Genomic DNA, 26,980 nt, shown 5'->3' with positions numbered 1-26,980 from the left:
CCATGCACGAGACCCGCACACCCGATCCCGACACCTTCGCCGCCCTGTGGGAGACCACGGTGGCCGCACACGGCGCGCGTGTCTTCCTCACCTTCCGGGACGCCACGCATCCCGACGCCACCTGGACCTACGCCGCCTTCGACCGTGCCGTCCGGACCTTCGCCGACCGCCTGCGCGCCCACGGCGTCGGCCGCGGGGACACCGTCCACCTGTGCCTGGCCAACTCCCCCGTCTTCGTCGCCGCCTGGCTGGCCACCAGCCGTCTGGGCGCCTGCATGGTGCCCGTCGACCCGAGTTCCGGCCGCACGGAACTGGGCACCCAGATCGCCAGGACGTCCGCGGCACTCACCGTCACGACGACCGACCGTGCCACCGAACTCGGAGCGGACCTCCCCGACCACCCGGTGCTCGTCGTCACCGGCGACGCGGCCGATCTCGGTCCCGGCGGGGTCGCGGACGCGTCCCCGGCCACCGCGGCCGAGGCGCCTGCCGAGATCGGCCCCGACGACCGGATCGCGATCATGTTCACCTCGGGGACGACCTCGCAGCCCAAGGGCGTGGTGCTCACGCAGGCGAACTATGCGTACACGGCCCGGACGATGGCCGAGCTGGCGGGCCTGCGACCGGAGCACCGCTGGTTGGTCGTCCTGCCGCTGTTCCACGGGAACGCGCAGTTCTACTGCTTCGCGTCGGCGATCGCGGTGGGTGCCTCGGTGGCGCTCACCCACGCCTTCAGCGCCTCGGGGTGGGCCGCGCAGGCCCGGGAGCTGGCGGCCACGCACGCCAGTCTCTTCGCCGCGCCCATCCGGATGATCCTCGCGCGGACGCCGGAGGGCACCGCGCCGCTGTCGCTGACCCACGTGTGGTTCGCGCAGAACCTCTCCCAGGGGCACCACGCCCGGTTCGGTGCGCTGTGCGGGGTGCACCCGCGGCAGCTCTACGGGATGACGGAGACGACGGCCGTCGCGACGGCGCAGTCGCCGGAACGGGCCGGGCCCGACACGATCGGACCCGCCGTGCCGGGAAGGCGGATCGACCTCGTCGACCCGGCCACCGGGGAACCGACCGCGGAAGGACCGGGTGTCATCGTCGTCCACGGCGTCCGCGGGCGGGACCTGTTCCTCGAGTACATGGACGCCCCGGAGATCAACGCCCGGGTGTTCGGGCGGGCGGAGGACGGTACCGGCGAGGAGGGTGCCGGGCACGACACCTTCTCGACCGGGGACCTGGCCCGCCGCGACGCCGCGGGTGTGTTCACCTTCGTCGGGCGCGTGGACGACGTCGTCAAGGTCTCCGGGGAGAACGTGAGCCTCACGGAGGTCGAGGCGGCACTCGCCGAGGCGCCCGGGGTCCTCGAGGTCGCCGTCGTCGCCGAGCCCGACCCCGTCCGGGACGTCGTCCCGCACGCCTTCGTCGTCCCGCAGGACCCGGCCGAGCCACCCTCGGTCGCCACCCTGGAGGCCTTCGCGGCCGCGCGCCTGCCGAAGGCCTCCCGGCCCCGCCACTGGACCACCGTCGGTTCGCTGCCGCGCACGAGCGTCGGCAAGATCCGCCGGTTCCAGTTGCAGAAGCCCACCACCTGACCCAGCACTGCACGACTCAAGGAGGAGTCATGAATCTGTTGGCGAGACCATTCGTCATCCTCGTGGAGAAGATGTTCCCCGAGTCCTTCGTCTTCGCCATCGGCCTGTCGATGGTCGTCTTCCTCGCCTGCATCGGCATGACCGATGCCGGGCCGATGGAGACCCTCGGCGCCTGGGGAGACGGACTGTCCGGGCTGCTCGCCTTCATGGCGCAGATCGCGCTCACCGTCCTCACCTCCCACGCGCTCGCCCACACCAGGCCCGTCCAGAAGGTGCTCAGCGGTGTCGGCGGCCTGCCCCGCAAGCAGTGGCAGGCCTATGCCCTCGTCGTGCTCGTCGCCGGCGTCGCCAGCCTCTTCGCCTGGGCCTTCGGCCTCGTCGTCGGTGCCCTCCTGGCCCGCCAGGTGGCGATCGAGATGAAGAAGCGCGGCGTCCCCGTCCACTATCCGCTCCTCGTCGCCAGTGCCTACGCGGGCTTCGTGATCTGGCACATGGGCTACTCGAGCTCCGCAGGGCTCGCGGTCGCCACCGAGGGGAATGCCCTCCAGGAGCAGATCGGTGGGGTCATCCCGGTCTCGGAGACGATCTTCGCGCCGTGGAACATGATCACCGCGGCGGTCACGCTCGCCGCGATCACCGTCCTCATGCCGCTCATGAGCCCGAAGAAGGGCAAGGAGGAGACCGTCGAGATCAGCCAGGAGGCGATCGACGACTTCCGGCGGTCCCAGAACGAACTGGAGGAGGCCCTGCGCGGCGCGGCCGGGAAGCCCACGGGGAAGGGCGGCGGACAGGGCGCCTCGGGAGCGGGTGGCGGCAAGCACGCGGCACCGGACCCCGGCGACCGCGAGGAGCCGGTCGGGCGGACGATCGCCCAGCGTCTGGACAGCACCCGGGTGCTCGTCCTCGTGCCGGGGATCGGTCTGCTCGTGTACCTCGTGCACTACTTCGCGGTGAACGGCCCGGCCCTCAACCTCGACATCGTCAACTGGTCGTTCCTGTGCCTGGGGCTGCTGTTCTCGCGGTCGATCCTGGAGTACGTGAAGCTCATCGCCAATGCCTCGGTGAGCGTGGGACAGTTGCTCGTCCAGTACCCGTTCTACGCGGGCATCATGGGCATGATGTCGGGCACCGGGTTCATCGTCATCGTGTCCGACTGGTTCACCGCGATCTCCACGCCCATGACGCTGAGTTTCTGGGCCTTCATCTCCGCCGGCGTCCTCAACCTGTTCGTGCCCTCCGGCGGTGGACAGTGGGCGATCCAGGGACCGATCTTCATCGAGGCCGCGAAGACGCTCGGCGTCGACCCCTCGCGGATCGTCATGGGTGTGGCCTACGGCGACCAGTGGACGAACATGGCCCAGCCGTTCTTCGCGATCCCGCTGTTGGCCGTCGCCGGGATCCACGTGCGGAAGATCATGGGTTACACGATCATGGTCCTCTTCCTCACCTTCTTCACCTTCGCCGGCGGCCTCATGCTCGCCGGTCCCGGGATGTGAGGGCGTCGGTTCCCTGACGCGGAGGCGGCTCGCGGGACCGGCCGGCCCAGCCCCGTCGTCGAGTGCGAGGTGGGTGGCGGATTCGACCTCGCGAAGTGCCACCCAGCTCGCACTCGAATCCGGGATCCGGCGCAGGCGGTGCGCCCACAGCCGGTCAGTCGGTCAGCCGGTCAGTCGGTGGGGCGCTCCACCGTCACCGTGGTCTCGACCGTGTCGGCGTCACCGTGCCAGACCACGCCGTCCTTCTCGATCGAAGTGATCGCGAACTCCGCGGAGTCGGTGTACATGGCGTAGCCGGTGAGGGTCACGTGACCCTTCTTGTCCGTCGTACCGGTGAGCTCGGTCTCCTTGCCGTCGAAGCGGAGTTCCGCGGTGACCGTGGCATCCTCGAGGGCCTTCGCCCAGCGACCGTTCCGGTCACCGGCCTCGACCGACTCGATGTCGAGCTCGGCGTCCACACGCCAGGGCATCTCGAAGCCGGCCTCGTCGACGTTCTCGGTGGCGATCTCGACCCCGGTCACGAGGGCGTTCGAAGGATCCTGCTGGCTGACCTGCACCAGGTCGAGTGCCCAGTAGTAGCTGTTGGACCCGGTGTAGCGGAAGCGCAGCTGCACGGTCTCCGCGCCCTCCGGCGGGTTGACGGTGAGCTCCTCGTGGATGTTCTCGTCGACCGTGTACTCCTTGAGCAGCTGCGGCTCGCCGCCGTCGAAGACCACGAAGGTCTCACCGGTCTGCGGGCCGTCGACCTGGTAGTTCGAGGCGTAGGAGATGTCGATGCGGCCGGAGCCGTCGAGCGGGTACTCCGGGCTCACGAGCGTGGAGTCGAAGGGATCCTCCGGGATCTCCGCGAAGGGGTACCCGTCGAGGTCCCACTCCGGGTCGATCTCCGTGCCCAGGTGGGCGAGTGCGGAGGGGGCGATGTCGACGAGCTCGACGTCGTGGCGGACGGCGCCCGCCTCGGCGCCGCCGCCGACGGTGAGGACGAAGGTCGCGCGCTCCTCCGGGGTGTTGCCGCCGTGGCCGCCGGTCGGGGTGTGGCCGTGGTCGGACATGAGGATGATCTGCCAGTCCTCCTCGGCGTAGGTCGCGCGGGACTCGACGGCGTCGAGGATCTGGCCGATCTGCTGGTCGACGTCGGCGAGTTCGGCCGGGTCGGCCGGGCAGTCGACGTAGCCGCAGGAGTGGCCGGCGCCGTCGACCTCGTCGAGGTGGACGAAGAGCGCGTCGAAGTTGCCGTTCGTCAGGTAGTCGACGGTCGAGGCGGTCGTGTTCGCGCCGCCGCCCGGGCCGCCGGCACCCGCGCGATCGGGGTCACGCACCACGTGGAACTCTCCGCCGACGAGGCCGACGAGATCTGGCCGACCCTCGAAGGCCGCACCCCCACCGACCTCGGGATCACCTGAGCGACGACCGCATCCGGCGGGCACACCGGTCAGAGGCGGATCGCCTCGAGGTAGATCCCCATGAGGGGGATCTGGACAAGGCCGACCACGACGAAGAGCGAGAACGCCACGATGCCCAGGACCATGGCAGTGGTACCCGCCTCCATCCGTCGCACCTTGGCCCGGATGCCGAGCACGAGGACGAGCACGCCCGCGGCGAGTCCGAGGAGTTGTCCGATGAGGCAGGTGTACAGGACCGCCCAGTTGAAGCCCGCACCCTCGAAGTCCCCGAAGAGGCTCTCCAAGTCGGGCGTCATGATCGCACCGAGGCCCAGGTAGAGCAGCGCGATCACACCGCCGAACAGCGCGATCCCCGCCCACACGATGACAGTGACCCCGAGTCCGATGACGACGGCGGGAACCGGTTTCACCTCACCGCTATCCCGCACCGCCCCGAGTCCGGGTGAGGAACCGACAGGACCCGGCGGACCGTGGCCGTGGTTGTGATGGCTCATCGTCTCGACCTCCTGGGTGCACCCGTTCGTCCGGATGCACCGATCGTAGACGTACGGACTCCGTAGCCGGTACGCCCATCCGTGCCGATCCCGCACCCTCGGAAACCACGCCGTCCTCAGCGTCTGCGGGGTGCCTTTTGGCAGACGGAACAGTAGTGAGAGGTCCGACCGGCGGCGACCAGCTTCTGCATGATCGCATCGCAGCGGAAGCACTCCGAGCCAGCTCTCGCGTCGGCCTGCAGGGACCGGGCGAAGTAGCCCCATTCGATTCGTTTATGACCCTCACGAATGGTCAGTCGAGTCATCAGTCCAGTTTTGACTCGATGGGGACTGGACTCGTATTCGAAGACATGGCGCGTCATGCGGGTCGACGACCGGCGTCTCGATTCCTGATCTGCACGTCTCTGACCGCGCCCGAGACCATCATCCGAATCTGTTAGGCCTCTCTAGGCCGAGATATGATCAGTCCTGGCGTTCTTCCGCTTCACTTCACGTTCCAGGAGATGCTCGAGCAGAATGCCACGGAGCGCGACCTTCTGCTCGACCGTTAACGGCGGTGCCGACGCACAAATGCTCCGGACATGATCCTCCTGAACCGTCGCCTCGAACGTGTCGACCAGGTCGACGAATCTGATCAGGATCTTGATGACCGGGTGTCCATCGCGGCCGTCAACCTTCTCAGTGCGAGCCGGCAGGCTCCCGCTTGTGATGCGTCGCCGGAGGGTCTTGGTGCTGCACTCGTGCCGCTCCGCCGCGGCAGCAACTTCGAGCCATTCATCCGTGACCCGACGCCGAGCAAGCACGTGCAGTGGTTGCAGCGGGTCCGCGATCAGCAGGCCAGCACCGACGAGCAGTTCGTCGAGCACTTCCGTACGAAGTACGACGATCGGATGCCCGTGTGGGCGCTCACGGAGATCTTGGAGCTCGGGCACCTCTCCGTCCTCTACCGTGGGATGAACCGGAAAGACGCCGAAGAGATTGCCCGCGCTTTCGGCGTCCCGGGCAAGAGGATGATGACCAGCTGGCTCGTGAGCCTCAACTACGTCCGGAACGTCTCGGCCCACCACGCACGACTGTTCAACCGAAAGCTCCAGAACGCGCGATCGCGTCCCAAGATCGGCCAGATCCCCTCGCTCGATCACCTTCAAGGATCCGAGAACGCCAAGCCGGTCTACGGCACCTACAACGCCCTCGCCGTCGTTGCTTACCTGCTGCCATCGATCGAGGACGGTTCAGCCTGGTCAGCACAGCACGCGACGCTGCTTCGCAGATTTCCGACCACCACGGCGCTCACGATCCAGTCCTTGGGCGCACCCAAGGACTGGGAATCGCTCGCGCTCTGGCAGTCCTGAGCCGTCATAGTCTCAGGAATTCCGTATCGGCTTGAACGCCCCGCGCAACCGGCTTACGAGACCGTGGTCCCCGCATGATCGAGGGGACCACGACGCGTCCTTAAAAGGTGATGACCAGAACGTGAGGTAAGCGATTGCCAGGCGCTAGTTCCCCACCATCAGTCCCATGACACTAACCCCGAGTCCGGACTCCTTTCCTAGGCCACACAACCGCAGCCACGATGACAAGCGCGGAACGCCAGTCCAACGACGGTACTTTCTGGGTTCGAGCTCAGCTCGTGTATGCAGGCATGGCGGCATCCTGAGCCGTGATCCGGCCATCGACGACAGTAACGAGGCCGTCGAGGGCGTCGCGATGCACGAGATCATGGGTTACAAGCAGCGTGGCGGTGTCGCGTTCGCGAGTGAGGCGGGCAATGAGCTGCATGATCTCGGCACCGCGGTCCTGATCCAAAGCGCTGGTCGGCTCATCCACCAAGAGGACTTCGGGTTCGTGGACGAGGCCGCGGGCAATGGCGACTCTCTGTCGCTGTCCACCGGAGAGTTGGTGAGGTCGCTTGTCGGCGTGCCCAGTGAGACCGACCGCGTCGAGCAGCTCCTCGGCCCGAGCATCGATCGACGCCCGCCTGCTCCTACTGGTGCCACCGGCAAGCCGGGCCATGACCTGCAACTGCTCGCGAGCGGTAAGCGCGGGAAGTAGGTTCGGCTGCTGGAAGACGATGCCGATACGTTCCCGTCGCAATTCGGTCGCGTCGTCCTTCGACAATTGGACGGCATCGATGGTGTCGGGGCCGTCACCGATGAGGACTCCGCCGGAGTCGGGGCGGATCAGGGTCGCGGCGACGGCGAGGAGGCTCGACTTGCCCGACCCGGAGGGGCCGGAGATTCCGGTGACGGTGCCATTTTCGCCACGGAGGGTGACGTGGTCAACGGCAGTGATGCGGTTGTCTCCGTCGGGGAAGGTGAGGGTGACGTTCTGTAGTTCGATCATCGGTTGCTCCCAAGTGCGGTCAGAGGGTCGGCTTTGGTGACGGAGCGCAGTGCGAACGCAGCTCCTACGAGCCCCAGTACCGCCATCACGGCGGCCGGGGCGAGGGTGGTCAGTGGGCTGACGATGAACGGAAGCACCTGACCTGCGAGCGTGCCGAGCCCGATCACGGTGGCGAGTCCGACGCCGATCCCGGCTACCAGGACGATGAGGGCTTGGCCGAGGGAGTCGCGCACGAGCGACCCGGTGGTCGCACCGAGGGCCTTGAGGACGGCGATATCGCCTGCGCGCTGCATCGTCCAGACGGTGAAGAACGCTCCGACCACGAGGGCAGAGATGCCGAAGAGCATCACGATCATCAGCCCCAGGGATCCGATTTCGGACTGGAACGCTTCCAATGCGGTCAGGCTCGCAAACTGCGTCTTCGCGACTGTGCCTGTGTCGGAGCCGATGGTCTCCCAGTCTGCGTCGCCGGTGATGGCGAGGACGGTGGCCTCGCCGGTGCCGCCGACGCGCTTGCTGGCCTCGCTCCAATCGTCCGCGGTCATGACGATGACCGGGGTGTGGCTGTACCAGAGGTCATCCCCGATCATTGCGACGGTGAAGTCGTTGCCGGTGATCGAGATCGCGTCACCGACGCCGACACCGAGATCGTCGGCTGCACCAGATGAGAGGCCTACCTCGCCATCGGAATCCGGGGTGAGTTCGTGAAGCGGGTTCGATCCGATGCCCGAAACATCCTGTGGCAACCCGTAGAGGGCAACCCCAGTTGGCTCGTCGGTGCTGCTGTCAGAAGCGCGCGACTGGGCGATCCCGACCGGTATCACCGACTCGATCCCGTCAGCCTGCTTCCACGCCTGGATGGCGTCGTCGTCGAGGGAGGAGGTCGCGAAGCCGGGGTTGCTGTTCTCGGGCTGCTGCAGCACGAGACGGTTGCCGGACAGTTGCAGCACGGAGGAAATGTTCTGGGAGGCGAGCCCGCCGGTGAGGCCGGAGAGGAAGCCGACGAGCAGGGTGATCAGGGCGACGACGGCCCCGATGAGGAGGAACCGGCCACGGGCGAACCGCAGCTCTCTCCACGCGACGAACATGGTGCATGCCTTTCCGCTCGCGCACTCTGCCCGAGCTACCCCTCAACTCTCCTGCCAGAGGCCAGGTCCCGGCATCGCCAGAACCATGGGATTCGCGATCGAACTTTCGGTTGACGACCGGAATGGACTGTTCGCATAAGCTGGGAGCACCATGCCGCACTCGACTCTCGACCCGGTGTTCACCGGGCTTCGTCTCGGCCTGCACGTCTTGGTCGTCGGACTTGCAGGCTTCGCCGTCGTGCGATCATTTGTCGTCTCCTCCCCGGTCGCTGCATGGACGTTGATCGTCGGGATCGCGTTCGTCGCGGTCTATCTTGCCGGCGCATGGGCCGCACGCGTCGGCCACGCGGAGAAGTCCTCCAGGCGCGGGCGGGCACTCGTCTGGGTCGCTGCGCTCACACTTCTGTGGGCAGTCCTGACGTGGTTGGGCCCCGAAGGGGCTTATCTCGTGTTCCCCTTGTTCTTCCTCTACCTCCACGTCCTGCCCGGCCCCGCGGGGGTCGCGACGGTCGTGGCCGCTACGGCGTTCGCGATATTCGCGCTCGGTCTCCATCTCGGCTTCTCAGTAGGCGGGGTGATCGGCCCGTTCATCGGTGCTGGCGTGGCCCTTCTGATTGGGCTTGCCTACCGCGCCCTCCGCCGCGAGGCAGAGGAGCGCGAGCGGCTGCTCGCTGAGCTGATCCGTACTCGGCGACAGCTTGCGCAGACCGAACGAGAACAGGGCGCGTTGGCGGAGCGAGCACGCCTGGCTCGCGAGATCCATGACACCGTCGCCCAGGGGCTTTCTTCGATTCAGATGCTGCTGCGTGCCGCCGAACGTGACACTCCCGAGCCCGGTGTTGGATACATGAGGCTTGCGCGCGAGACCGCGGCTGACAGTCTCGCCGAAACGAGGCAGATCATCCACGAGCTCACCCCGGCCCGTCTCGATGAAGGTGTTGCTCCCGCGCTGCGCAGGCTGGGGAAGGAACAGTCCGACCGTGCGTCGCTCCCGGTCGAGGTGACCGCCGAAGATCTCGTCCTGCCGATGAGCACTCAGACCGCACTGCTGCGGATCGCTCAGGGCGCGCTCTCCAACGCGATCTGCCACGCGAGTGCCACCCGGATCGCCATCGAGCTAGCGCGCGATGACAGCGCCGTATCGCTGGTGGTACGAGACGATGGGCGCGGCTTCGACGCATCCTCCGCGGTCGCCCACCTGCACGAGGCCGACTCGTTCGGGCTGCACGCGATGCGCGAGCGCGTCGAGCAGCTCGACGGTTCCCTCACCATCACCTCGGTCCCAGAACAGGGTAGCGCCATCACCGCACGGCTGCCGCTCCCGATGGGAAGCGAGGCGGGATCATGATTCGGATCGTGCTCGCCGACGACCACCCCGTGGTGCGCGCAGGCTTATGTGCCATGCTCGACGGCGATACCGGTCTGGAGGTGATCGGCGAAGCCGCCACGCCCGACGAAGCCGTCGTCCTCGCCACCGACGTCGCGCCCGACATCGTGCTGATGGATTTGCAGTTCGGCGTGCAGCAGACCGGGGCTGATGCGACCAGACGCATTCGCAGCCTCCCCGAACCACCTGCGGTGCTGGTGCTGACGAACTACGACTCTGACGGTGATATCCTCGGCGCGGTGGAGGCCGGAGCCTGCGGCTATCTCCTCAAAGACGCCCCGCCCGAGGAGCTCATCGCCGCGATCCGCGCCGCAGCAGCGGGTGAGACCGCCCTGGCACCAACGATCGCGGGCCGGCTGCTCGCTCGGATGCGCTCTCCGCAACCTAGCCTCAGCACTCGTGAGATCCAGGTGCTGCGCCTCGTAGCGGTCGGGGCCACGAACAACGACATCGCCAAGGGGCTGCACATCAGTGACGCAACCGTAAAATCGCATCTCGTGCATATCTACACGAAACTCGGCGTCTCCTCCCGTACGGCCGCCGTCGCTACTGCTCGCGACATCGGAGTGCTGAGATAGAACGGTTGTTACTTCCCTGCCTCCGCAGTGAGTTATCTTGGGAGGCCCAGCTGAAGTCTCTCAGTCTCCGAGAATGGGAGCCCGTAGCCGAGATTTGGGCGATACACGGCGATCAGCCATACGATCGACAACGAGGAAAGTCTTGCGACGGTGAACCTCAGCTCCGACAAGGCAGGCAGCTCTCTCGTAGAGTTGCGCGCATGTTGACCGACGACCTCAGGCGGCTCACCATTGCCGTCACTGATGGCCGACCCGGCACTGCACAGCGCGCGGACGCAGTGCGGCGTCTCCCGCACTACGGAGGGACTCCGGGCGACCGGTTTTCCCGAGTTCGTCACCACAGTCTCCGAGCTCGTCGAGGCGTACGTCGCAGGTCTGCCGCGGAATGCCGCTCAACCGAAACCGCCGGACCAAGATCGACATGGTGACGCCTGGGAGGACCTGGGCACACGGCTGGATCACGGACTTTCCATCCCAGAACGCGAGGTTACAGATCGTCGCCTCGCTGAGCCGACCTGAGGCCTCGTCTTCGAGTCCGAGAGCTATCGCGCTCCGGAGCAGAAGGGTCTTGGAGTCCTCGCCGATGTGCTTGCTCTGCGGCACACACCTCATGACAATCCTCAAGGCTCCGCACGACAGCGCGTGATCATCACTCGATCAGGCGCAGATCTTTCACCAGTGATCCCCAAGACCGCGGGTCTTCCAGCAGAAGGCGGGCAGTTTCACGGGTCCGCGGTCCCAACCACGACCGTCAGGCCCTGTGCCAACGGGCGAGCCGGGAAACGGTGAACCCGCTCCTGTTCCGCCTGTAGCACACCGTGGCACATGAGCGTATCGTGGTTCACATGACCACGGCGTTCGGACATGAAGAGCACATCAGTCAGCGCGACCTACGAAGCCGGTCCCGAGAGATCATGGACGGGGTCGAGGCGGGCGAGTCGTTCGCCGTCACTCGCGACGGCCGTGTGATCGGCCACCTCGTGCCGGAGCAGGGACCACGACGCTTCGTGAGTCGCGAGCGATTCGAGGAAATGTTCACGGGTCCCGGCCCCGACCTCGATCTGTTCCGTTCAGATCAGAAGAAGCACATGGCCGACGAGATCGAGGATCCGTATGACCGAGCGTGACCACGGCCATCGTGGCCTGGTGGATACCAACATCCTCATTCTTTCGGACCAGCTCGACAGGGCCCAGCTCCCCTCTCACACCGCGATCAGCGCTGTGACGCTGGCAGAGTTGGCCGCTGGCCCCGGATACGTGACCGGTACTGACCTGCAGAGTGTCCGTGAACGTTCACGTCGCATCGAAACGTGGCAGAGAGCGGAGAGGGCCTACGTCCCGATTCCATTCGACGACACTGCGGCACGAATGTACGGCCAGATGTGTTCTCTCGTGACAGCCGTAGGACGAAGCCCTCGTGCTCGCACGGCCGACCTCATGATCGCCGCAACCGCGGCCGTGGAACAGATCGCTCTGTACACGACGAATCCGAACGACTTCCGCGGCCTCGAGGAACTCGTACAGGTCGTCGCTGTCACCCGCCCACGAACCTGATCGAGCGGTCCTAGGTCAGGTGCTGGACATCTGGAGGTCCACGCGATCAGGTGCTGGCGAACCTGCGAAATCACCGCGTCGGAGCGTAGATCCTTCAGCACCTGATTCACGGAATCGCGCGGTATCCAGCACCTGGCTCCGTCGGTTTCATCCGTTCCCTCGGTGCCGTCCGAGCCCACTGCACCCTCGGAAACCACGCCGTCCTCAGCGTCTGCGGGGTGCCTTCTGACAGACGGGGCAGTAGTGGGAGGTCCGGCCGGCGGCGACCAGTTTCTGCATGATCCCCTCGCAGCGGAAGCATTCCGAGCCGGCTCTCCCGTAGGCCTGCAGGCTCCGGGCGAAGTAGCCGGACTCGCCGTTCACGTCGACGTAGAGGGCGTCGAAACTCGTGCCGCCCTGCGCCAGGGCCAGTGACATGACGTCATGGGCGGCCTCGAGCACCGCGCGAACCCGGGAGATCCGCGTCGTCGCGGTCGGGGCCAGCGGGTGGACACGGGCGGCGAAGAGCGCCTCATCCGCGTAGATGTTGCCGATCCCGCTGAGCAGGCCCTGGTCGAGCAGCGCCGCCTTCATCCCACTGCGCTTGCGGCCGATCGCCCGGGCCACCCCTTCGAGATCGAAGCGCGGATCGAGGGGATCGAGCGCGATGTGTGCGGCACCGGAGGGCACCGCGTACCCGTGGGAGTCGACGAGGCGGTCGATCCCCAGGTGCCCGAAGATACGCTGGTCGACGAACCGCAGTTCCCGGACACCGCGGGACGGTGCTCCGCCCACTGCCACGGGCGGGGCGTCGGGAGTCACGGGCGCCTCGGCGGCGGGACCACCCGACGGGGCACCGGAGGGGTCCGGGACGAGATCGAACACGGCACGGGTGTGCGGGTGGACGGGATCGGACGGATCGTGGACCCGGAACTGCCCGCTCATGCCCAGGTGCACGCTCAGCGCGGCACCGGTGACGGGCTCCTGCGCACCGTCCACCGTCATGGGCAGCCACATGAACTTCCCGCGGCGTTCGACGGAGTCGAGGCGGGCGCCGGTGATGCGGGAGACGAAGTGGTCGGCGGCCCCGGGCGGGACCACACGCTGCGAGGTGGTGCCGAGGATGCGCGGGTCGAGGACGCGGGCGCGGATCACACGGTGTCCGGCGGCCCAGTCCTGCAGACCCCGGCGGACGCTCTCGACCTCGGGGAGTTCGGGCACGGGTGACCTTTCGGGCCTAGCGCTGCCAGTCGGGGTGCTCGGCGCGGATGGCGCGCACGGCGGTCTCGGCGGCGATCGATTCGGCGACCTTCTTGGAGGTCCCCTCGCCGGTACCCCAGGCGTCGTCGCCGAGGTAGACGGTGGCCGTGTACACGCGGGCGTGGTCGGGCCCCTCACCCTCGATCGCGTACATGACGGAACCGAGCTCCAGGTCGGCCGCGGCCTCCTGGAGCGTGGTCTTGAAGTCCATCCCCGCGCCGAGTTCCACGGCGTCGGTGAGGAGCCCGTCGACGAACCGGTGGACGAGCGCGAAGGCGGCGTCCCGGCCCTGGTCGACGAAGCAGGCACCGATGACGGCCTCGACGGTGTCCGCGAGGATCGAGTCCTTGTCGCGACCACCGGTCCCGAGTTCGCCCTTGCCGAGCAGGACGTACTCACCCAGGCCCCACGTCCGGGCGACCCCGGCGAGTGCCCGGGTGTTGACGACCGCGGCACGCATCTTGGCCAGTCGGCCCTCGGGCAGCTCCGGGTTGTCGAAGTACAGCGATTCCGTGCTCACCAGCTGCAGCACCGCGTCACCGAGGAACTCCAGACGTTCGTTCGTCGGGATCCCGCCGGCCTCGAAGGCGTAGGAGCGATGCGTGAGGGCAAGACGAAGCGTCCCGGGGTCGATGTCGACCCCGAGACGCTCCTGCAGGCCCGTCAGGTCCTGCTCATCGTTCATGCGTGCAGCCTGGTTGATCAGGCGTCGGCGACCTTGCGTCCCTTGTACTCAAGGAACAGCGGGGTGCCGGTCGAGTCCTCCACGACCTTGGCCTGGTGGGGGCGCGAGTACACAACGCGACCGTTCTCCACAGTCTTGACCAGGGTGGGAACCGAGGCCTTCCACTGCGAACGGCGGTGGCGGGTGTTGCTGCGCGACAATTTACGCTTCGGAACAGCCACGTCCAGCTCTCTTTCTATTCGTCCAACAGATCTTTGAGTGCCGACCACCGGGGATCGGTTTCGGGTACGTCTTCGACGATCTCCTCGCCCAGCGTGTACCGGAAGTCCTCGGCGTCACCGTCCTTGAGCGGACGGAACGGCAAAGCCATCACCACAGCGTCTCGAATCGCCGGTTCCAGGTCAAGACGACCGTGGTCGATGCCATAGGACTCCTCGTCCTCCGGATCGACCTCGTAGAGGAAGAGTTCCTCCACCGTGGTGGAGACGGGAAGCTCGATGTCCTCGGACGTCCGTGCGTCCTGTCCCCGGGCGGTCGCATTCACGGTGCCGGAGACGAAGATGCCTTCGACGACGCTCTCCAACCGCAGGTCCAGGGCCAGTGGGGAACCGGCAGGTACCCCGATCACTTCGATACGCAGATCCGCGGGAGCCGGGACCGTCTGCGACAGCTGCGACCACTCCCCCGGACTGTCGAGCAGTCCGAGTGCACGGAGGTCGAGGACGAGCTCCGAGTCGCGGGAACGCTCACGGGCCATGCTCCACCTCCATCAGGTCGTCGAATCAGTGTCGCGGTCGCCTCCTCACGGATGACACGCGAGCCACCATCTTAGCGGTCCGCGCGACCCGCTGCCACCGCACGCCGCCGGAACACCGCCGTCGAGGCGCCCGCAGAGAGCAACATCACACCGATGAGGACGAAGACGGTCCCCAGCGGGGCGAAACCGGCCACGAGCGAGGCGGTCGCGGGCAGAGCCACCTGCGACAGACGGTTGCCGGCCAACCGGACGGAGAGCACCGCACCCCGGTTGTCCGGGTCCGAGAGGGTCGACACCCACGTCATCGTGAGCGGCTGGGTGAGGCCGAACCCGATCCCGCCGAGGGACAGGAGGACGAGGAGGACCCAGAACAGAGGCACCTCGGTGAGGAACGCGGTGGCGGCCGGGATGAGGAGGACGGAGAGTCCCGCGAGCGTGCTGGAGACGGAGAGCACCGGCAGGTTGCCGAACCGGCGGGCCACGGGGTTCATCCCCATCCGGGCGAGGATCGACACGACGGTCCGCACCGTGATGATGAGTGTGATGAACTGCACCGCGATACCGTGCCGTTCACCGACGAGCGGCAGGTAGGCCGTCATGATGTCGACGGCGGCGAGCGTCGACATCGAGGCGAAGATCGCTGTCTTCATACCCCGCACCCGGAGTATCTCCAGGGGCGACTGCCGGGTCTCCTTCACCTCCGCGCGGCTGCGGTGACCCCCGATCCGCGGCCGCAGACCGACGAGGACGAGCAGGGGCACGGCGAGCACTCCGACCGCCGCCATCGTCCACATGGCCGCCTGCGTCCGGGGATCCCCCTCGCCCGATCCGGCGATGAACCCGACGAGCGGGAGACCGACGAGTTGGCCGACGGACACCCCGATCGTGAGCGTGCCGAAGCGGCCGTTCAGATCCGCCGGGGCGAAGTGCAGTGGGATGAGCGACTGGGCGGTCACGGTCACGAGGATCTGCCCGAGTCCGAGGGCCGCATTGGCCACGAGCAGCCACCCGAGGCCCGGGGTCCAGGCGGCAAGCACGATCGGCAGCACCGTGAAAGCGGTCCCGGCCCACATGAGTGCGGTCGTGTACCCCCTGTCGACGATCCGGCCGATCGCGATGGCCAGCAGCAGCGGCATGAGCGAGTAGGAGGCGGCGACGAGTCCGAGGACGCCGGCGCCTCCCCCGAGTTCGATGACCCGGTAGGAGATGAGGACACGCACCGCGTTGTAGGTCGACTGGACGACCGCGGTGAAGAGGACGAGCGCGAGGAACCAGGGGACGGCACGTGCCGCCGGGCCGGGTCCCCCACTCATTCGCGGCGGGCGTTCATGGCGTCCTTGACGGCGTCGGGGACGAGGCCTGCAATGTCGCCGCCGAGCGCGTGTACCTCCCGGACGAGCGAGGACGAGATGTGCCCGAGCGCCGGGTCACCGGGGATGAAGACCGTCTCCAGCTCGGTGAGGTGCCGGTTCATGTGCGCCATCGGCAGTTCGTAGGCGTAGTCCGCCTCGCCGCGCAGACCCTTGACGACGCCGACCGCACCGATCCGGCGGCAGTAGTCGACGAGCAGGCCGCCGGGCACGTCGTCGATCGTGATCCGCTCGCTGCCCGCCGTCGCGGGATCCTCCGCGAGCCCGGCCTCGATGAGGCGGATGCGTTCGGTCAACGGGAAGTTGCCCGTCTTCTTCGGGTTGTGCACGACCGCCATCACCACCTCGTCGAACAGACGGGTCGCACGCGCGACGACATCGATGTGACCGCGGGTCACGGGATCATAGGAACCGGGAACGACGACCTTCATGCCCGCCAGCATAGGTGAGCCCGGCTCACTCCTCTCGGGTGCGTTCCAGCAGCCACAGACTCGTCTCACCCTTCGTCCGTTCCTCGTAGACGGACAGACCCGCGGGAAGCGTGGGCCGCGGCGAGCGTGCCGACCGTTCGAGCACGATGAGCGAGGCCGCATCCCGCAGGACGGGGACGAGCGCCTCGAGGAGTGCCGCGACGTCGGACTCCCCGAGCGGATAGGGCGGGTCCGCGAGCACGAGGTCCACGGTCCCCGGCGCCAGCCCCTGGACGGCGGCGAGCGCCGAGCGTGCCTGGACGGTAGTCCGTGCCGTCCCCGCTCCACCGGAACCACCGGACCCGTGCACTCCCAGGTCCTTGAGGTTGCCCTCGAGGACCCGGACGACGGAGGCCGCCTTCTCGACGAAGGTCACGTGCCGGGCACCCCGGGACAGGGCCTCCAGGCCGAGCGACCCGGACCCGGCGAACAGGTCGAGGACGACCGCGTCGTCGAGCATGCCGAGTGACTCCAGGGAGGAGAAGAGCGATTCCCGTACCCGGTCGGAGGTGGGACGGGTGCCGTTGCCGGGCGGCGTCCGCACGGTCCGGCCCTTGAACTCCCCTGCCACGATCCTCATGACCGCCCCCGTCCTCGTCGTTCCGTCGGCGTCCTCACGACGCCTCGATCCAGTCCTCCGACTCGTCGACGATGAGGGTCTGCACGTAGTCCCGGAGTGCCGGGTGCGTGGTGAGATCGGGATCGTGGTCGACCCACTCGGTCGCGAGATCGCGCGCCGTCCCGATGAGACCCTCGTCCTCGAGGACGGAGAGGTATCGCAGCGTACTCCGGCCCCCGGCCTGGTGGCGACCCAGGACGTCGCCCTCGCGGCGGGTGGTCGTGTCGTACTCGGCGAGCCGGAACCCGTCGAGCGTCCCCGCCACCACCTGCAGGCGTTCGAAGGACGGCGAGGGATCCGGCATGTTCGTCACGAAGAAGCAGGTGGCCTGGGAGCCGTCGCGGCCCACGCGGCCACGCAGCTGGTGGAGCTGGGCGACGCCGAACCGGTCGGCGTCGTAGACGACGATCGTCCGTGCGTTCGGCACGTCGATCCCGACCTCGATGACGGTCGTCGCGACGAGCACGTCGATCTGACCGGCGGCGAAGGCCGTCATGACCGTCTCCTTCTCCTCCGGTTTCATCCGCCCGTGCAACAGTCCGATCCGCACGTCCTGCAGTTGCTCGGTCGCCCGCAGGCGGACCAGCAGGTCCTCGACACCCAGGAGCTCGGGCACGGCGGGGGTCTCCTCCGTCGCGGGTTCGTAAGCCTGGGTCTCGATCCGGGACGCCACGAAGTACGCCTGCTCCCCCCGGGCCACCGACTCCGCCACGACCCCGAGCACCCGCTGCATCCAGGAGGGGTGCCGCTGCAGGGAGAACGCATGGCTCGTGATCCGCTTGGGCCCACCGGGTAGATCGGTGAGCGAGGAGACGTCGAGATCACCGAAGACCGTCATCGCCACGGTCCGCGGGATCGGCGTGGCGGTCATCACGAGGGTGTGCGGGACGAGATCCGTGCCCTTCTCCCGCAGGGCCTCGCGCTGGCGCACGCCGAACCGGTGCTGCTCGTCGACGACGACGAGTCCGAGCTTCCAGAAGCCCGTCCGCTCCGCCACGAGCGCATGCGTGCCGACGACGAGGTCCAGCCTCCCCGCCTGCACGTCGAGCAGCGTCTTCTTCCTCTCCTTGGCCGACTGCGTCCCGGTGAGCAATCCGATCCGCAGTTCCCCGGCGTCGCGTTCGTCCGCCGCACCGACCGCCATGTCCCCGAGGGTCGCCCGCAGGGACCGGTAGTGCTGGACGGCGAGCACCTCGGTGGGGGCGAGGAAGGCCGACTGGACGTCCGAGTCCGCGGCCTGGAGGACGGCGCGCAGCGCCACGAGCGTCTTGCCCGACCCGACGTCACCCTGGAGCAACCGGTTCATGGGTGCCGCGGTCGCCAGCTCCGCCGCGATCTCGTCACCCACCCGCCGCTGCGAGTCCGTGAGGGAGAAGGGAAGAGCGGCGTCGAAGGTGTCCCGCAGGCCTCCGTGGTACAGCCGCAGTTCGTGGGCCCGGCGGTCCTTCGACCGGGCCTTGCGCGACATGAGTTCGGCCTGGAGGGCGAAGGCCTCCTCGTACTTCCACCGTTCCGCAGGCAACTCCTCCTCACCCGTCCGGGCCGGCCGGTGCACCATGTCGAGCGCCGTCCGGTAGTCGGGGATCTCCAGTCGGCGCAGGATCTCAGGCGGCAGGGGGTCGTAGGCGGCGTCCTCGGTCGCGGTGTCGAGCAGGGTCGTGATGAGCCGCCAGATCCGGAAGGAGTTGATCCGCTTCGAGGCCTTGTACACCGGGATCGGCCGCTCGACCTCCGCGGACACGAAGGCGTCCTTCTGGTCACCGTTGAGCCATTTGGGCGAGGACACCTGCGGTCGCCCGTTGAACTCGGTGATCTGCCCGGTGAGCACCACGGGGTCACCGGGGATCAGCTTCTGTTCGAGCCAGGGCTGGTTGAAGAAGGTGGCGCTGATCTGCCCGGACCCGTCGGTGAGGAGCACCGAGGTGATGAATCCGCGTCGCTGCCGCATGGGCCGGGTCGTCACGGAGACGACGTTCGCCTGCACCACGGCGTTCGTGCCCGGCTCCAGATCGTCCAGCGGCGTGAGCCTGCCCGGATGGATGTAGGTCCGGGGGAAGTACCGGAACGCGTCGTCGACCGTCTCGATCCCGAGCTTCGCCAGGTCGTCGACGTCCCGCTTCCGGGTGATGAACTTCTTGACAGGGGTGCCGAGCATCCGTCCGGTGGGCTTCTGCACGGGTTTCCTCCCGGCCTTACCCGTGGACTTCTTCTCCGCCTTCTCCGCCGACTGGGCGAGCGCACGCCTCCGGGCGATCTCCTCCGCCGGGGTGTCGACCGGAGCCGTGTGGTCGTCCGGGACGGAGTCCTCCTGACGATCACCCATCACTCCACCCCCGCCCAGGCACAGGTGTGGGCGTGCCGGGTGTCGACGTGCTCGACCTCGACGTCGGGTCGGGACTCGGCCAGCCGCTTCCGCAGCACCTCGACGGCAGCGGCCGGCAACTGTCCGCCGGTCACGAGCGTGAGCAGGTCCCCGTCGTCGGCGAGCAGGCCGGAGACGAGGGTCAGCAGTGCGGTCCCCGCGTCCGGATGGGTGGCCCGCACCCGCCCGTCGAGGACGACCCGGTACTCGGTCGGCGCCTGCCGGGTGCCGAGCCCGCCCAGCAGTCCCCGGTCCGTGGGCTGCGGCGCGGCCCCCACGGCCACCTGTCCCACCCGGGTGTCCTCGATCGCCTCCACCATGTCCGCGACCACCTGTCCGGGTTCCCCCGCGGGGTCGTGCACGGCGAGCGCGGCGAGCAGTCCCGGCACGGATCCGGCGACCACCCGCATGGCCTCCGGCACCAGGTCCTCCGCCGCCGAGGCGCCCTGTCCTCCGGCACCGTCCGTGCCGTCCTCCGCCGCGTCCTCGTCGTCCGTGTCCGTGTTCGTCGACGTGGACTCCGTCGTGGTCCCGTCCTCGGACGTGGACTCCGCCACGGCTGCTTCGTCCCAGGCCGCCACGAGCGCCTCCACGTGTTCCCGGGTGCCGGTGAGGACGACCGTGTGTTCGGTGTCCTCGACGATCTCCCGCAGGCGGTCCGTCCACCCGGCGACATCGGTGTCGACCGCATGGGCGCCGGCCCGGGCGACCGCGAGGACCGCGCCGAGGCCCGCGACCGGCGCGAGCAGGGTGGTCCGGCGCGTCGGTGCGCCGGACACGGAGAGGTCCTCGATCCGCAGGTCTGCCGGGCCGAACCGGGCGACCCCGTCGATCACCTTCTGCGCGGCCGCACCGTGGGGCACGTGGACGTGGACCATCGGCCAGGCCACGACGATCGAGTCGCCCCCGACCTTCGTGAGCAGGCGGGAGACCGCCTTGGTCCGGGGCTTCGGGTCGGTGAGGTGGAAGACGAGTTCGAGCCCGGTCCCGCCGTGGGGGTGCGCGTGGTCGTGGTGTCCGTCCTGCGCAGGCCCGCCGTCCTCACCCCGTTCGACGAGACGGAGATCCGTGTCGGGTGCGCCTGCCTCGGGGGTGCCGGCGCCGGGTGTGTCCGGAGGTGCCGAATCCTGCGCACCGGTGCGATCGTCGGAAGCGGAGGGCGCCTCGGCAGCGGGTCCCGCTTCCGGGAGGGGCTCACCGGAGACGGTGAGGTAGAGGAGGTCGAAGAGCTCGACGATGCCGGTGGAGCCCGCGTCGACGACGGAGTTCTCGCGCAGGACGGCCAACTGGCCGGTGGTCTCGCGCAGTGCCGACCGGGACCGGGCACGGACGGCGCGGATCTGGGTGAGGACGTCGGCGCCGTCGGCCGCGGCCTCGCGGGCCTCCTCGGCCATCGCCTCGAGGACGGTGAGCATGGTGCCGTCGACGGGGTCGGCCACGGCCTCTCGGGCGCGGTGCGCGGCGAGTGCCAGGGCGGAGGCGAACACCTCCGGTTCGAGGACGGTGGTGCCGGACAGCCCGTCGGCCACGCCGCGCAGGGCGACGGCGAGGATCAGACCGGAGTTCCCGCGGGCCCCGCGCAGGGCGCCGTTGGCCATCGCCTCGACGACCTCCGTGAGGGAGGCCGGACCCTCCAGGCGTTCGACGGCCAGATGAGCGCTGCGGACCGTGTGGTACATGTTCGAGCCGGTGTCGCCGTCGGGGACGGGGAAGACGTTGAGGTCGTCGATGCGGGCCTTGTCGCGCCGCATCCGGTCGACGATCCCCTTGGCCCACCGGGCGGCCAGCCGGGCGTTGAGCCGGGCCGGGTCCATCGGTCGGTTCACCTCGCGTCCTCCTGCTCGTGCGCCTGCCCGGCACCTCTCCGTCCGTCGGCCCCGGGCGCCGCGGTCGGTGCGGTCGGTGCGGTCGAGAAGTGCCGGAAGGAGTCCCCGTCGACCGGGTGTCCACCGAGGGTGACCATCCCGGGTGCGGTCCCGTCCGCTCCTGCCGGGAACACCGTCCCGATCCGTTCCCAGGGTACCGGCGGGCGTGCGCCGTCGAGGGTGGAGGCGAGGGTGTCGAGGGCCGATTCCGGGACCGTCGCGAGGAACCCGTGGTCCTCTCCCCCGGTGAGCACCCAGTGCCGGGCCCTGTCGAGGTGGGCGGGTCCGGGGTGGGACCGGTCGGGGTCGGAGTGGTCGGGATGGGGACGACCAATGCCCTCCGGGGATGTCCCCGCCTCGTGGTCCAGCGCCCGGGCCGCGGGCAGCAGGGGTGCCGCGAGCCGGTCGATCGCCGCCGGATCGAGATCGGCGGAGACACCGGAGGCACGGCAGATCCGGCCGAGGTCGCCGAGCAGCCCGTCGGACACGTCGATGAGCGCATGCGCGATTCGTGCACGTCCCCCCGCCGGGCGGGGCTCCGGCGCGCGTTCGGCGAGCGCCGCCGCCCCGGCGTACCACGGCCGAGGCGCCCGTTGGGTCTCCACCGGACCCGCCGTCGCGGGGTCCGTGGAAAGTGCCGAACCGTCGACTGGGCACTCCCTCCCGTCGACCGGGCGCTCCCTCCCGTCCACCGGGCGGTGGCCCACGTCGAGGCCATCGAACAGGAGGTCGAGCCCCGCGGCCGCGTGCCCCACGGTCCCGACGAGGACGACGGCGTCCCCCTCCTGCGCGCCCGACCGGAGGACCGGATCCCCGTGGAGAGCACCCTGTGCGGTGACGGAGACGACCAGGCACGGTCCGCCTGACAGGTCACCGCCGGTGACGGTGGCGCCGGCGCGGGCCGCCTCGTCCCGCAGACCTCTCATGATCCCGACGAGGACGGAGGCCGGGGTCTCCGCGGGCGCCGCGAGTGAGACGACGAGCGAGTGCGGACGGGCACCCATGGCGCACACGTCCGCGAGGTTCTGGGCAGCCGCCTTGACCCCGAGCCGGTAGGGATCGAGCCAATCGGCCAGGAAGTCCTGGCCCTCGACGAGCATGTCCGTCGTCGTCACGAGGTCGCCGGGGACCCGGACGACCGCGGCATCGTCTCCGGGACCGACGAGGACGCGGGGGCCGTCGTGAGTCCCGTCACGTCCGGAGCGCTCCGGTGAGACAGCGGTGGACCCGGCCGGGGCCTCGGCGAGGACACGGAGGATCCGGTCGAGCACCCCGTCCTCGCCCGTCTGTGCGAGGGTCGGATCCTCCGCCGGAGGATCCGTGGGGTCGACGGTGGGCGCCTCGGCGGTCGGGGGTACGGCCGAGGACGCGGAGGGGGCAGGGGTGCGGGACCAGGAACTCATCAGGTGACCAGCCTATTCTGGTCGGCATGCGCTTGCCCGGTCCGGTCCTCCCCCGCCTGTCCCGTGTCTCCCGTCCTCCCCGCTCCTCCGGACTCACCGCGAGGACGGCGGTCCTCGTCGCCGGTGGGCTGCTCGCGCTGTCCGGATGCACCGGAGGGATGGTCCAGATCGAGGCCGCGCCGAACGCCCGGGCCCCGGAGTGCGCGCCCGTCATGCTCTCCCTGCCCGAAGAGATCGAGGGGCAGTCCGCACGGGACACCTCCGCACAGGCGACCGAGGCGTGGGGTGACCCGAGCATCGCCGTGCTCCGGTGCGGCATGGAACCGCCGGCACCGACGACCGACCCCTGCGTGACCGTCAACGGGGTCGACTGGATCTCGACGGCCGCCGAGGACGACCACTGGAAGTTCGTGACCTACGGCCGGGAGCCCGCCGTCGAGGTGATCGTCGACCCGACGGCCGTCGGGGGGCAGAACATCCTCGCGGAGATCTCGCCGGCCGTGGCCTCCCTGCCGCAGACGGGTGGGTGTGTGAGCGCGGAGGATGCAACACAAGTGGAAGAGGCCGTCCCCTCCTCCTGAGTCCCGGATGCTCCGAGGTCCGAGAAGGCCGTCAGGGCAAGGCCGAGGAGCGAAGACGTACGGGGGTTTGGTACTTCGAGCGACGAGAACGCGGCCCTGGCGGCCTTATCGGACCTCGGAGAAGGCTCAGTTCTCGTGCAGGGCGATGTCGAGGAGGGTGGTGACGAGTTCCGTGTAGTCGACACCGGTCTGCTGCCACATGACGGGGTACATCGAGCTCGGGGTGAAGCCGGGCAGGGTGTTGATCTCGTTGACGAGCACCTGCCCGTCGACGGTGACGAAGGTGTCGACGCGGGCCAGGCCGGTGCAGTCGAAGGCGCGGAAGGTCCGCAGGGCCACGTCCTGAACGCGCTCCTGGACGTCCGCCGGGAGGTCCGCCGGGCAGCGCAGGTCGACACCGTCGAGGTCGAGGTACTTGGCCTCGAAGTCGTAGAACTCCTTGTCGCCGGTCATGACGATCTCGCCGGCCACGGAGGTGCGCGCCTCACCGTGCAGCGACCCGAGGACGCCGCACTCGATCTCGCGTCCGGTGACCATCGGTTCGACGATGAATTTGTCGTCGTGCTCCAGGGCGTCCTGCACGGCCGGACCCAGGTCGGAGGCCGCGGAGACCTTCGAGACACCCATGCTGGAACCGGCCCGTGCGGGCTTGACGAAGACGGGGAACCCGAGTCCGCTCACCCTCTCGGTGACAGCGGCCGGGTCGTCGCTCCACTCGCGACCGGTGACGGTCTCCCAGGCACTCGTCGGGATCCCGGAGCCACGCAGCACCATCTTCATGAAGTGCTTGTCCATGCTCGCGGCCGAGGCGAAGACCCCCGAGCCCACATAGGGCGTCGAGGAGAGGTCGAAGAGCCCCTGGAGCGTTCCGTCCTCACCGAAGGGACCGTGGAGGAGCGGGAAGTAGACGTCGACGACACCGAGCTCACGCACCGTGACCTCGGCGGTGATCTCCCTCAGGGGCGCACGGTCGGCCGCGACCGGCGGCAGCACCTGGGTGCCGTTGTCGGCCACGACCGGCATGTCCTGCGGGTCGAAGCGGTAGTCCCTCCACTCGTCGACGACCCGCCACACACCGGCCGGGGTGATCCCGATCGGCAGGACCTCGAACTCCGTCCCCTCGAGAGCGGAGAGCACCCCGGAAGCGGTCACACAACTGACCGAGTGCTCCGAGGAACGTCCTCCGAAGAGGACCGCGACGAGGGGACGGGAAGAGGGAGAAGTCATGCGGTGAAACTTACTCGACCTCGAAGGTCGCCGTGATCCAGGCACGCCCGATGCTCTTGAAGAACATGTTGAATCCCACGAAGGCGGGCGAGCCACCGGGCTCCAGGCCGAGCGGTTCGGACAGGGCGTGGACGATGAAGAAGTAGCGGTGCAGGCCGTGACCTGCCGGGGGTGCGGCGCCGATGTAACCCTCCGCGCCCCCGTCGTTGCGGAAGGTCACGGCACCGGCGGGCAGCAGGTCCGAGCCGGGGGTACCGGCACCGACGGGCAGGGAGGTGACGTCGGCCGGGAGGTCCGCGACGACCCAGTGCCAGAAGCCGGAACCGGTGGGCGCCTCGGGGTCGAAGCAGGTGACGGCGAAGGCCTTCGTCTCCTCCGGGAAGCCGCTCCACGACAGCTGGGGCGAGAGGTCCTCGCCACCGGGCACGCCGAAGGCCTTGGACCGCTGCGGGGCCGGGACGGTGTCGCCCTCGGAGAAGGTCTCCGAGGTGACGGTGAAGGTGGGGACGTCCGCCAGATTGGCGAAGGGATCGTTGAGGAACTCGGCCATGAGTACTCCGTTCGAGGTGGGTGGTCGAGGACCCGACCGATCCGCGCTGTGCGATCAGTACTGTGCGATCAGTGCTGCGGGCCCTCGTGTTTCCGCTTCCGAGCCAACAACAGATCCGCCAGCCCGTCAACGCCGACGCGACCGGTGAGGACCCCGACGACGGCCTGGGTGATCGGTAGGTCGACACCGTGCCGGGCCCCGAGCTGCAGGACGGCGGCCGCACTCTTCACGCCCTCGACGGTCCGGTTGCTCCGTTCCTGCGCCTGTTCGACCGTGAGGCCCTGGCCGAGCAGCGCACCGAAGGACCGGTTGCGCGACAGCGGCGAGGCGCAAGTCGCCACGAGGTCACCGAGCCCGGCGAGGCCGGCGAGCGTGTGCGCCTCGGCGCCCAGCGCCAGCCCCAGACGGGTGGTCTCGGCGAGGCCCCGGGTGATGAGCGAGGCCTTCGAGTTGTCGCCCAGCCCGCGCCCGTCGGCGATCCCGACGGCGAGCGCGATGACGTTCTTGATCGCCCCGCCGAGTTCGGCACCGACGACGTCGGTGTTCGTATAGGGGCGGAAGTAGGGGGCGGCGCAGAGTCCGGCGACGGTCTCCGCGACGTGGACGTCGGCGGCGGCGACGACGGTGGCCGTCGGCTGCTCGTCGGCGATCTCCTTGGCGAGGTTGGGCCCCGACACGACGGCCACCCGCTCGAGGGGCACCTGCGCGGCCTCGGCGATGACCGTCGACATCCGGTCCCCGGTGGCGACCTCGATGCCCTTCATGAGGCTCACGAGGACGACCCCGTCCGCCAGCAGGTTCCGCCACCCGGCGAGGTTCTCCCGCAGGGTCTGGGCGGGCACCGCGAGTACGACGACACCGGCCCCGGAGAGCGCCTCGGCGGCGTCGGAGGTGGCGGTCAGTAGGTCCGGCAGGACGGTGTCGCCCAGGTACGTGGAGTTCCGGTGGGTGTCGCGGATCTCCACGGCGACCTCGTCCCGGCGGGCCCACAGGGTCACGGGGTGGCCGGCGTCGGCGACGACCTTGGCGAAGGTCGTGCCCCACGACCCGGCCCCGAGGACGGCGACCTTCATGCCTGTTCCTCCTCGGCGAGCGGGGGCGGGGTGGACACGTGCGGGTCGGCTTGGAGAGCAGCGACGAACCGCTGCGGCATCGGACGACCGGAGAGGCGGGCCAGATGGGCCGCGAGGTGGGAGGTGATGCGGTCGGTGAGGTCGTGGACGGGCGCCTCACCGTCGGCGATGTCCTCGTAGTGGATCTCCTCGCCGTAGTGCAGCAGCGTCGTGTGACGCGGGTGCGGGCGGGGGATCTTCGCGCCCACGGGCATGCGGCTGTCGAGGCCCCAGTGGACGACCGGCACGATCGGGGCGCCGGTGACGAGCGCGAGGCGGGCGAGACCGGTCTTCGAGGCCTCCGGCCACAGGTCCGGGTCCTTCGTCACGGTGCCCTGCGGGTAGACGACGACGGCCTCGCCGGCGGCGAGCGCACGGCGGGCGTAGTGCAGGGAGTCGACGGCGCGCTTGGACCCGCGCAGCACGGGGATCTGGCCGACCCCGCGGAGGACCGTCCCGATGAACCCCGTGAAGAGGCCCGACTTGGCGAGGAAGTGCGGCAGACGCCCCCGCTTCCACATGTCGATGCCCACGACGAGCGGGTCGAGGTACGAGGCGTGGTATGCGGCGACGATGACCGGCCCCTCCATCCGGAGGTTCTCGACACCGGTCGTCGCCGTCCGCCCGAAGGCACGCATACCGACCATGAGGGGCGGGGCGACCCAGCCGGCGTTCCGGTAGTGCCCGGTGATCGCGTCCTCGTCGAAGGAGGTGAGATCGAGGTCCGCGGGCTCCTCGGACGGGTTGACCGGCGCGTTCCCGGTGGTGTCTGTCATGCCTCTGTACGTCCTCGTGCCGATGGTGGGGGTCCGTC

General features: G+C 68.9%; 28 protein-coding genes. 8 read left to right on the top strand and 20 right to left on the bottom strand.

Annotation, left to right across the window (positions count from 1 at the left end; translation table 11 throughout):
• Positions 1-2: 2 nt before the first annotated feature.
• Together AAD496_RS05170 and AAD496_RS05165 are read left to right on the top strand one after the other, a co-directional pair.
• Positions 3-1,583 carry a class I adenylate-forming enzyme family protein gene (locus tag AAD496_RS05170; RefSeq protein WP_349827582.1) on the top strand — a complete coding sequence of 527 codons (1,581 nt, stop codon included), beginning with the start codon at positions 3-5 and terminating at the stop codon, positions 1,581-1,583.
• A 29-nt stretch (positions 1,584-1,612) separates the two neighbouring features.
• Positions 1,613-3,079, top strand: a complete 1,467-nt coding sequence (locus AAD496_RS05165) for a short-chain fatty acid transporter (RefSeq protein ID WP_349827581.1) — start codon at positions 1,613-1,615, stop codon at positions 3,077-3,079.
• Between the two features lie 170 nt (positions 3,080-3,249).
• Here AAD496_RS05165 and AAD496_RS05160 read toward each other — a convergent pair whose 3' ends face one another.
• The 3 genes from AAD496_RS05160 to AAD496_RS05150 all read right to left on the bottom strand — a co-directional run bounded on the left by AAD496_RS05160 (position 3,250) and on the right by AAD496_RS05150 (position 5,281).
• Entirely contained in the window at positions 3,250-4,398 is a 1,149-nt protein-coding gene (locus AAD496_RS05160) for an alkaline phosphatase family protein (RefSeq protein ID WP_349827580.1), read from the bottom strand.
• A 113-nt stretch (positions 4,399-4,511) separates the two neighbouring features.
• A complete protein-coding gene (locus AAD496_RS05155; protein WP_349827579.1) occupies positions 4,512-4,892 on the bottom strand; it encodes a hypothetical protein in 381 nt (126 codons plus the stop codon).
• A 200-nt stretch (positions 4,893-5,092) separates the two neighbouring features.
• Positions 5,093-5,281, bottom strand: a complete 189-nt coding sequence (locus AAD496_RS05150; protein ID WP_349827578.1) for a zinc finger domain-containing protein — start codon at positions 5,279-5,281, stop codon at positions 5,093-5,095.
• A 276-nt stretch (positions 5,282-5,557) separates the two neighbouring features.
• Here AAD496_RS05150 and AAD496_RS05145 point away from each other — a divergent pair, with 276 nt between their 5' ends.
• Entirely contained in the window at positions 5,558-6,328 is a 771-nt protein-coding gene (locus tag AAD496_RS05145) for an Abi family protein (RefSeq protein ID WP_349827577.1), read from the top strand.
• A 271-nt stretch (positions 6,329-6,599) separates the two neighbouring features.
• Here the strand turns inward: AAD496_RS05145 and AAD496_RS05140 are convergent, their stop codons facing one another.
• Positions 6,600-7,319, bottom strand: coding sequence for an ABC transporter ATP-binding protein (locus tag AAD496_RS05140; RefSeq protein WP_349827576.1), 720 nt, complete (start codon positions 7,317-7,319; stop codon positions 6,600-6,602).
• Entirely contained in the window at positions 7,316-8,407 is a 1,092-nt protein-coding gene (locus AAD496_RS05135) for an ABC transporter permease (RefSeq protein WP_349827575.1), read from the bottom strand. The genes AAD496_RS05140 and AAD496_RS05135 overlap by 4 nt, the downstream gene beginning before the upstream one ends.
• 151 nt (positions 8,408-8,558) lie before the next feature.
• Here AAD496_RS05135 and AAD496_RS05130 point away from each other — a divergent pair, with 151 nt between their 5' ends.
• Positions 8,559-9,755, top strand: coding sequence for a sensor histidine kinase (locus AAD496_RS05130; RefSeq protein ID WP_349827574.1), 1,197 nt, complete (start codon positions 8,559-8,561; stop codon positions 9,753-9,755).
• On the top strand, positions 9,752-10,372 hold the full coding sequence (locus AAD496_RS05125; RefSeq protein ID WP_349827573.1) for a response regulator: 621 nt from the start codon (positions 9,752-9,754) through the stop codon (positions 10,370-10,372). Before AAD496_RS05130 ends, AAD496_RS05125 begins: the two co-directional genes overlap by 4 nt.
• A gap of 237 nt (positions 10,373-10,609) precedes the next feature.
• On the opposite strand, the gene AAD496_RS05120 is transcribed toward AAD496_RS05125, so the two are convergent.
• Complete coding sequence (locus AAD496_RS05120) at positions 10,610-10,975, bottom strand: aminotransferase class IV (RefSeq protein ID WP_349827572.1); 366 nt, start codon at positions 10,973-10,975, stop codon at positions 10,610-10,612.
• Between the two features lie 242 nt (positions 10,976-11,217).
• On the opposite strand from AAD496_RS05120, the gene AAD496_RS05115 reads away from it, so the two are divergent.
• Both AAD496_RS05115 and AAD496_RS05110 read left to right on the top strand, forming a co-directional pair.
• Positions 11,218-11,499 carry a type II toxin-antitoxin system Phd/YefM family antitoxin gene (locus AAD496_RS05115; RefSeq protein WP_349827571.1) on the top strand — a complete coding sequence of 94 codons (282 nt, stop codon included), beginning with the start codon at positions 11,218-11,220 and terminating at the stop codon, positions 11,497-11,499.
• Positions 11,486-11,926, top strand: coding sequence for a type II toxin-antitoxin system VapC family toxin (locus AAD496_RS05110; RefSeq protein ID WP_349827570.1), 441 nt, complete (start codon positions 11,486-11,488; stop codon positions 11,924-11,926). Before AAD496_RS05115 ends, AAD496_RS05110 begins: the two co-directional genes overlap by 14 nt.
• Before the next feature lie 204 nt (positions 11,927-12,130).
• Here the strand turns inward: AAD496_RS05110 and mutM are convergent, their stop codons facing one another.
• From mutM to AAD496_RS05060, 10 genes are all read right to left on the bottom strand, one after another.
• Entirely contained in the window at positions 12,131-13,126 is a 996-nt protein-coding gene (gene mutM, locus AAD496_RS05105) for a bifunctional DNA-formamidopyrimidine glycosylase/DNA-(apurinic or apyrimidinic site) lyase (RefSeq protein WP_349827569.1), read from the bottom strand.
• Between the two features lie 16 nt (positions 13,127-13,142).
• Positions 13,143-13,850 carry a ribonuclease III gene (gene rnc, locus AAD496_RS05100; RefSeq protein WP_349827568.1) on the bottom strand — a complete coding sequence of 236 codons (708 nt, stop codon included), beginning with the start codon at positions 13,848-13,850 and terminating at the stop codon, positions 13,143-13,145.
• A 17-nt stretch (positions 13,851-13,867) separates the two neighbouring features.
• Positions 13,868-14,071, bottom strand: coding sequence for a 50S ribosomal protein L32 (gene rpmF / locus AAD496_RS05095; RefSeq protein WP_349827567.1), 204 nt, complete (start codon positions 14,069-14,071; stop codon positions 13,868-13,870).
• A 14-nt stretch (positions 14,072-14,085) separates the two neighbouring features.
• A complete protein-coding gene (locus AAD496_RS05090) occupies positions 14,086-14,607 on the bottom strand; it encodes a YceD family protein (protein ID WP_349827566.1) in 522 nt (173 codons plus the stop codon).
• A 71-nt stretch (positions 14,608-14,678) separates the two neighbouring features.
• Positions 14,679-15,920: an MFS transporter gene (locus tag AAD496_RS05085; RefSeq protein ID WP_349827565.1), complete on the bottom strand. Its 1,242-nt coding sequence runs from the start codon at positions 15,918-15,920 to the stop codon at positions 14,679-14,681.
• Positions 15,917-16,408 carry a pantetheine-phosphate adenylyltransferase gene (gene coaD / locus AAD496_RS05080; RefSeq protein WP_349827564.1) on the bottom strand — a complete coding sequence of 164 codons (492 nt, stop codon included), beginning with the start codon at positions 16,406-16,408 and terminating at the stop codon, positions 15,917-15,919. Before coaD ends, AAD496_RS05085 begins: the two co-directional genes overlap by 4 nt.
• A gap of 25 nt (positions 16,409-16,433) precedes the next feature.
• Positions 16,434-17,027, bottom strand: coding sequence for a 16S rRNA (guanine(966)-N(2))-methyltransferase RsmD (rsmD, locus tag AAD496_RS05075; protein ID WP_349827563.1), 594 nt, complete (start codon positions 17,025-17,027; stop codon positions 16,434-16,436).
• A gap of 34 nt (positions 17,028-17,061) precedes the next feature.
• Complete coding sequence (locus AAD496_RS05070; RefSeq protein ID WP_349827562.1) at positions 17,062-19,389, bottom strand: ATP-dependent DNA helicase RecG; 2,328 nt, start codon at positions 19,387-19,389, stop codon at positions 17,062-17,064.
• Positions 19,389-21,254 carry a DAK2 domain-containing protein gene (locus tag AAD496_RS05065; protein WP_349827561.1) on the bottom strand — a complete coding sequence of 622 codons (1,866 nt, stop codon included), beginning with the start codon at positions 21,252-21,254 and terminating at the stop codon, positions 19,389-19,391. Before AAD496_RS05065 ends, AAD496_RS05070 begins: the two co-directional genes overlap by 1 nt.
• Complete coding sequence (locus tag AAD496_RS05060) at positions 21,251-22,696, bottom strand: thiamine-phosphate kinase (RefSeq protein ID WP_349827560.1); 1,446 nt, start codon at positions 22,694-22,696, stop codon at positions 21,251-21,253. The genes AAD496_RS05065 and AAD496_RS05060 overlap by 4 nt, the downstream gene beginning before the upstream one ends.
• 26 nt (positions 22,697-22,722) lie before the next feature.
• On the opposite strand from AAD496_RS05060, the gene AAD496_RS05055 reads away from it, so the two are divergent.
• A complete protein-coding gene (locus AAD496_RS05055; RefSeq protein WP_349827559.1) occupies positions 22,723-23,277 on the top strand; it encodes a DUF3515 family protein in 555 nt (184 codons plus the stop codon).
• Between the two features lie 126 nt (positions 23,278-23,403).
• Here the strand turns inward: AAD496_RS05055 and AAD496_RS05050 are convergent, their stop codons facing one another.
• The 4 genes from AAD496_RS05050 to AAD496_RS05035 all read right to left on the bottom strand — a co-directional run bounded on the left by AAD496_RS05050 (position 23,404) and on the right by AAD496_RS05035 (position 26,942).
• Positions 23,404-24,504, bottom strand: a complete 1,101-nt coding sequence (locus tag AAD496_RS05050) for a D-alanine--D-alanine ligase family protein (RefSeq protein ID WP_349827558.1) — start codon at positions 24,502-24,504, stop codon at positions 23,404-23,406.
• Between the two features lie 10 nt (positions 24,505-24,514).
• Complete coding sequence (locus AAD496_RS05045; protein ID WP_349827557.1) at positions 24,515-25,054, bottom strand: YbhB/YbcL family Raf kinase inhibitor-like protein; 540 nt, start codon at positions 25,052-25,054, stop codon at positions 24,515-24,517.
• A 68-nt stretch (positions 25,055-25,122) separates the two neighbouring features.
• Positions 25,123-26,127, bottom strand: coding sequence for an NAD(P)H-dependent glycerol-3-phosphate dehydrogenase (locus tag AAD496_RS05040; RefSeq protein ID WP_349827556.1), 1,005 nt, complete (start codon positions 26,125-26,127; stop codon positions 25,123-25,125).
• Positions 26,124-26,942, bottom strand: coding sequence for a lysophospholipid acyltransferase family protein (locus AAD496_RS05035; RefSeq protein WP_349827555.1), 819 nt, complete (start codon positions 26,940-26,942; stop codon positions 26,124-26,126). The genes AAD496_RS05040 and AAD496_RS05035 overlap by 4 nt, the downstream gene beginning before the upstream one ends.
• Between the last annotated feature and the right edge of the window lie 38 nt (positions 26,943-26,980).

Source organism: Brevibacterium litoralis (assembly GCF_040212315.1).
GTDB lineage: Bacteria > Actinomycetota > Actinomycetes > Actinomycetales > Brevibacteriaceae > Brevibacterium > Brevibacterium litoralis.
Note: the sequence above shows the minus strand (reverse complement) of the source record. Positions and strands in the feature narration are given on the sequence as shown.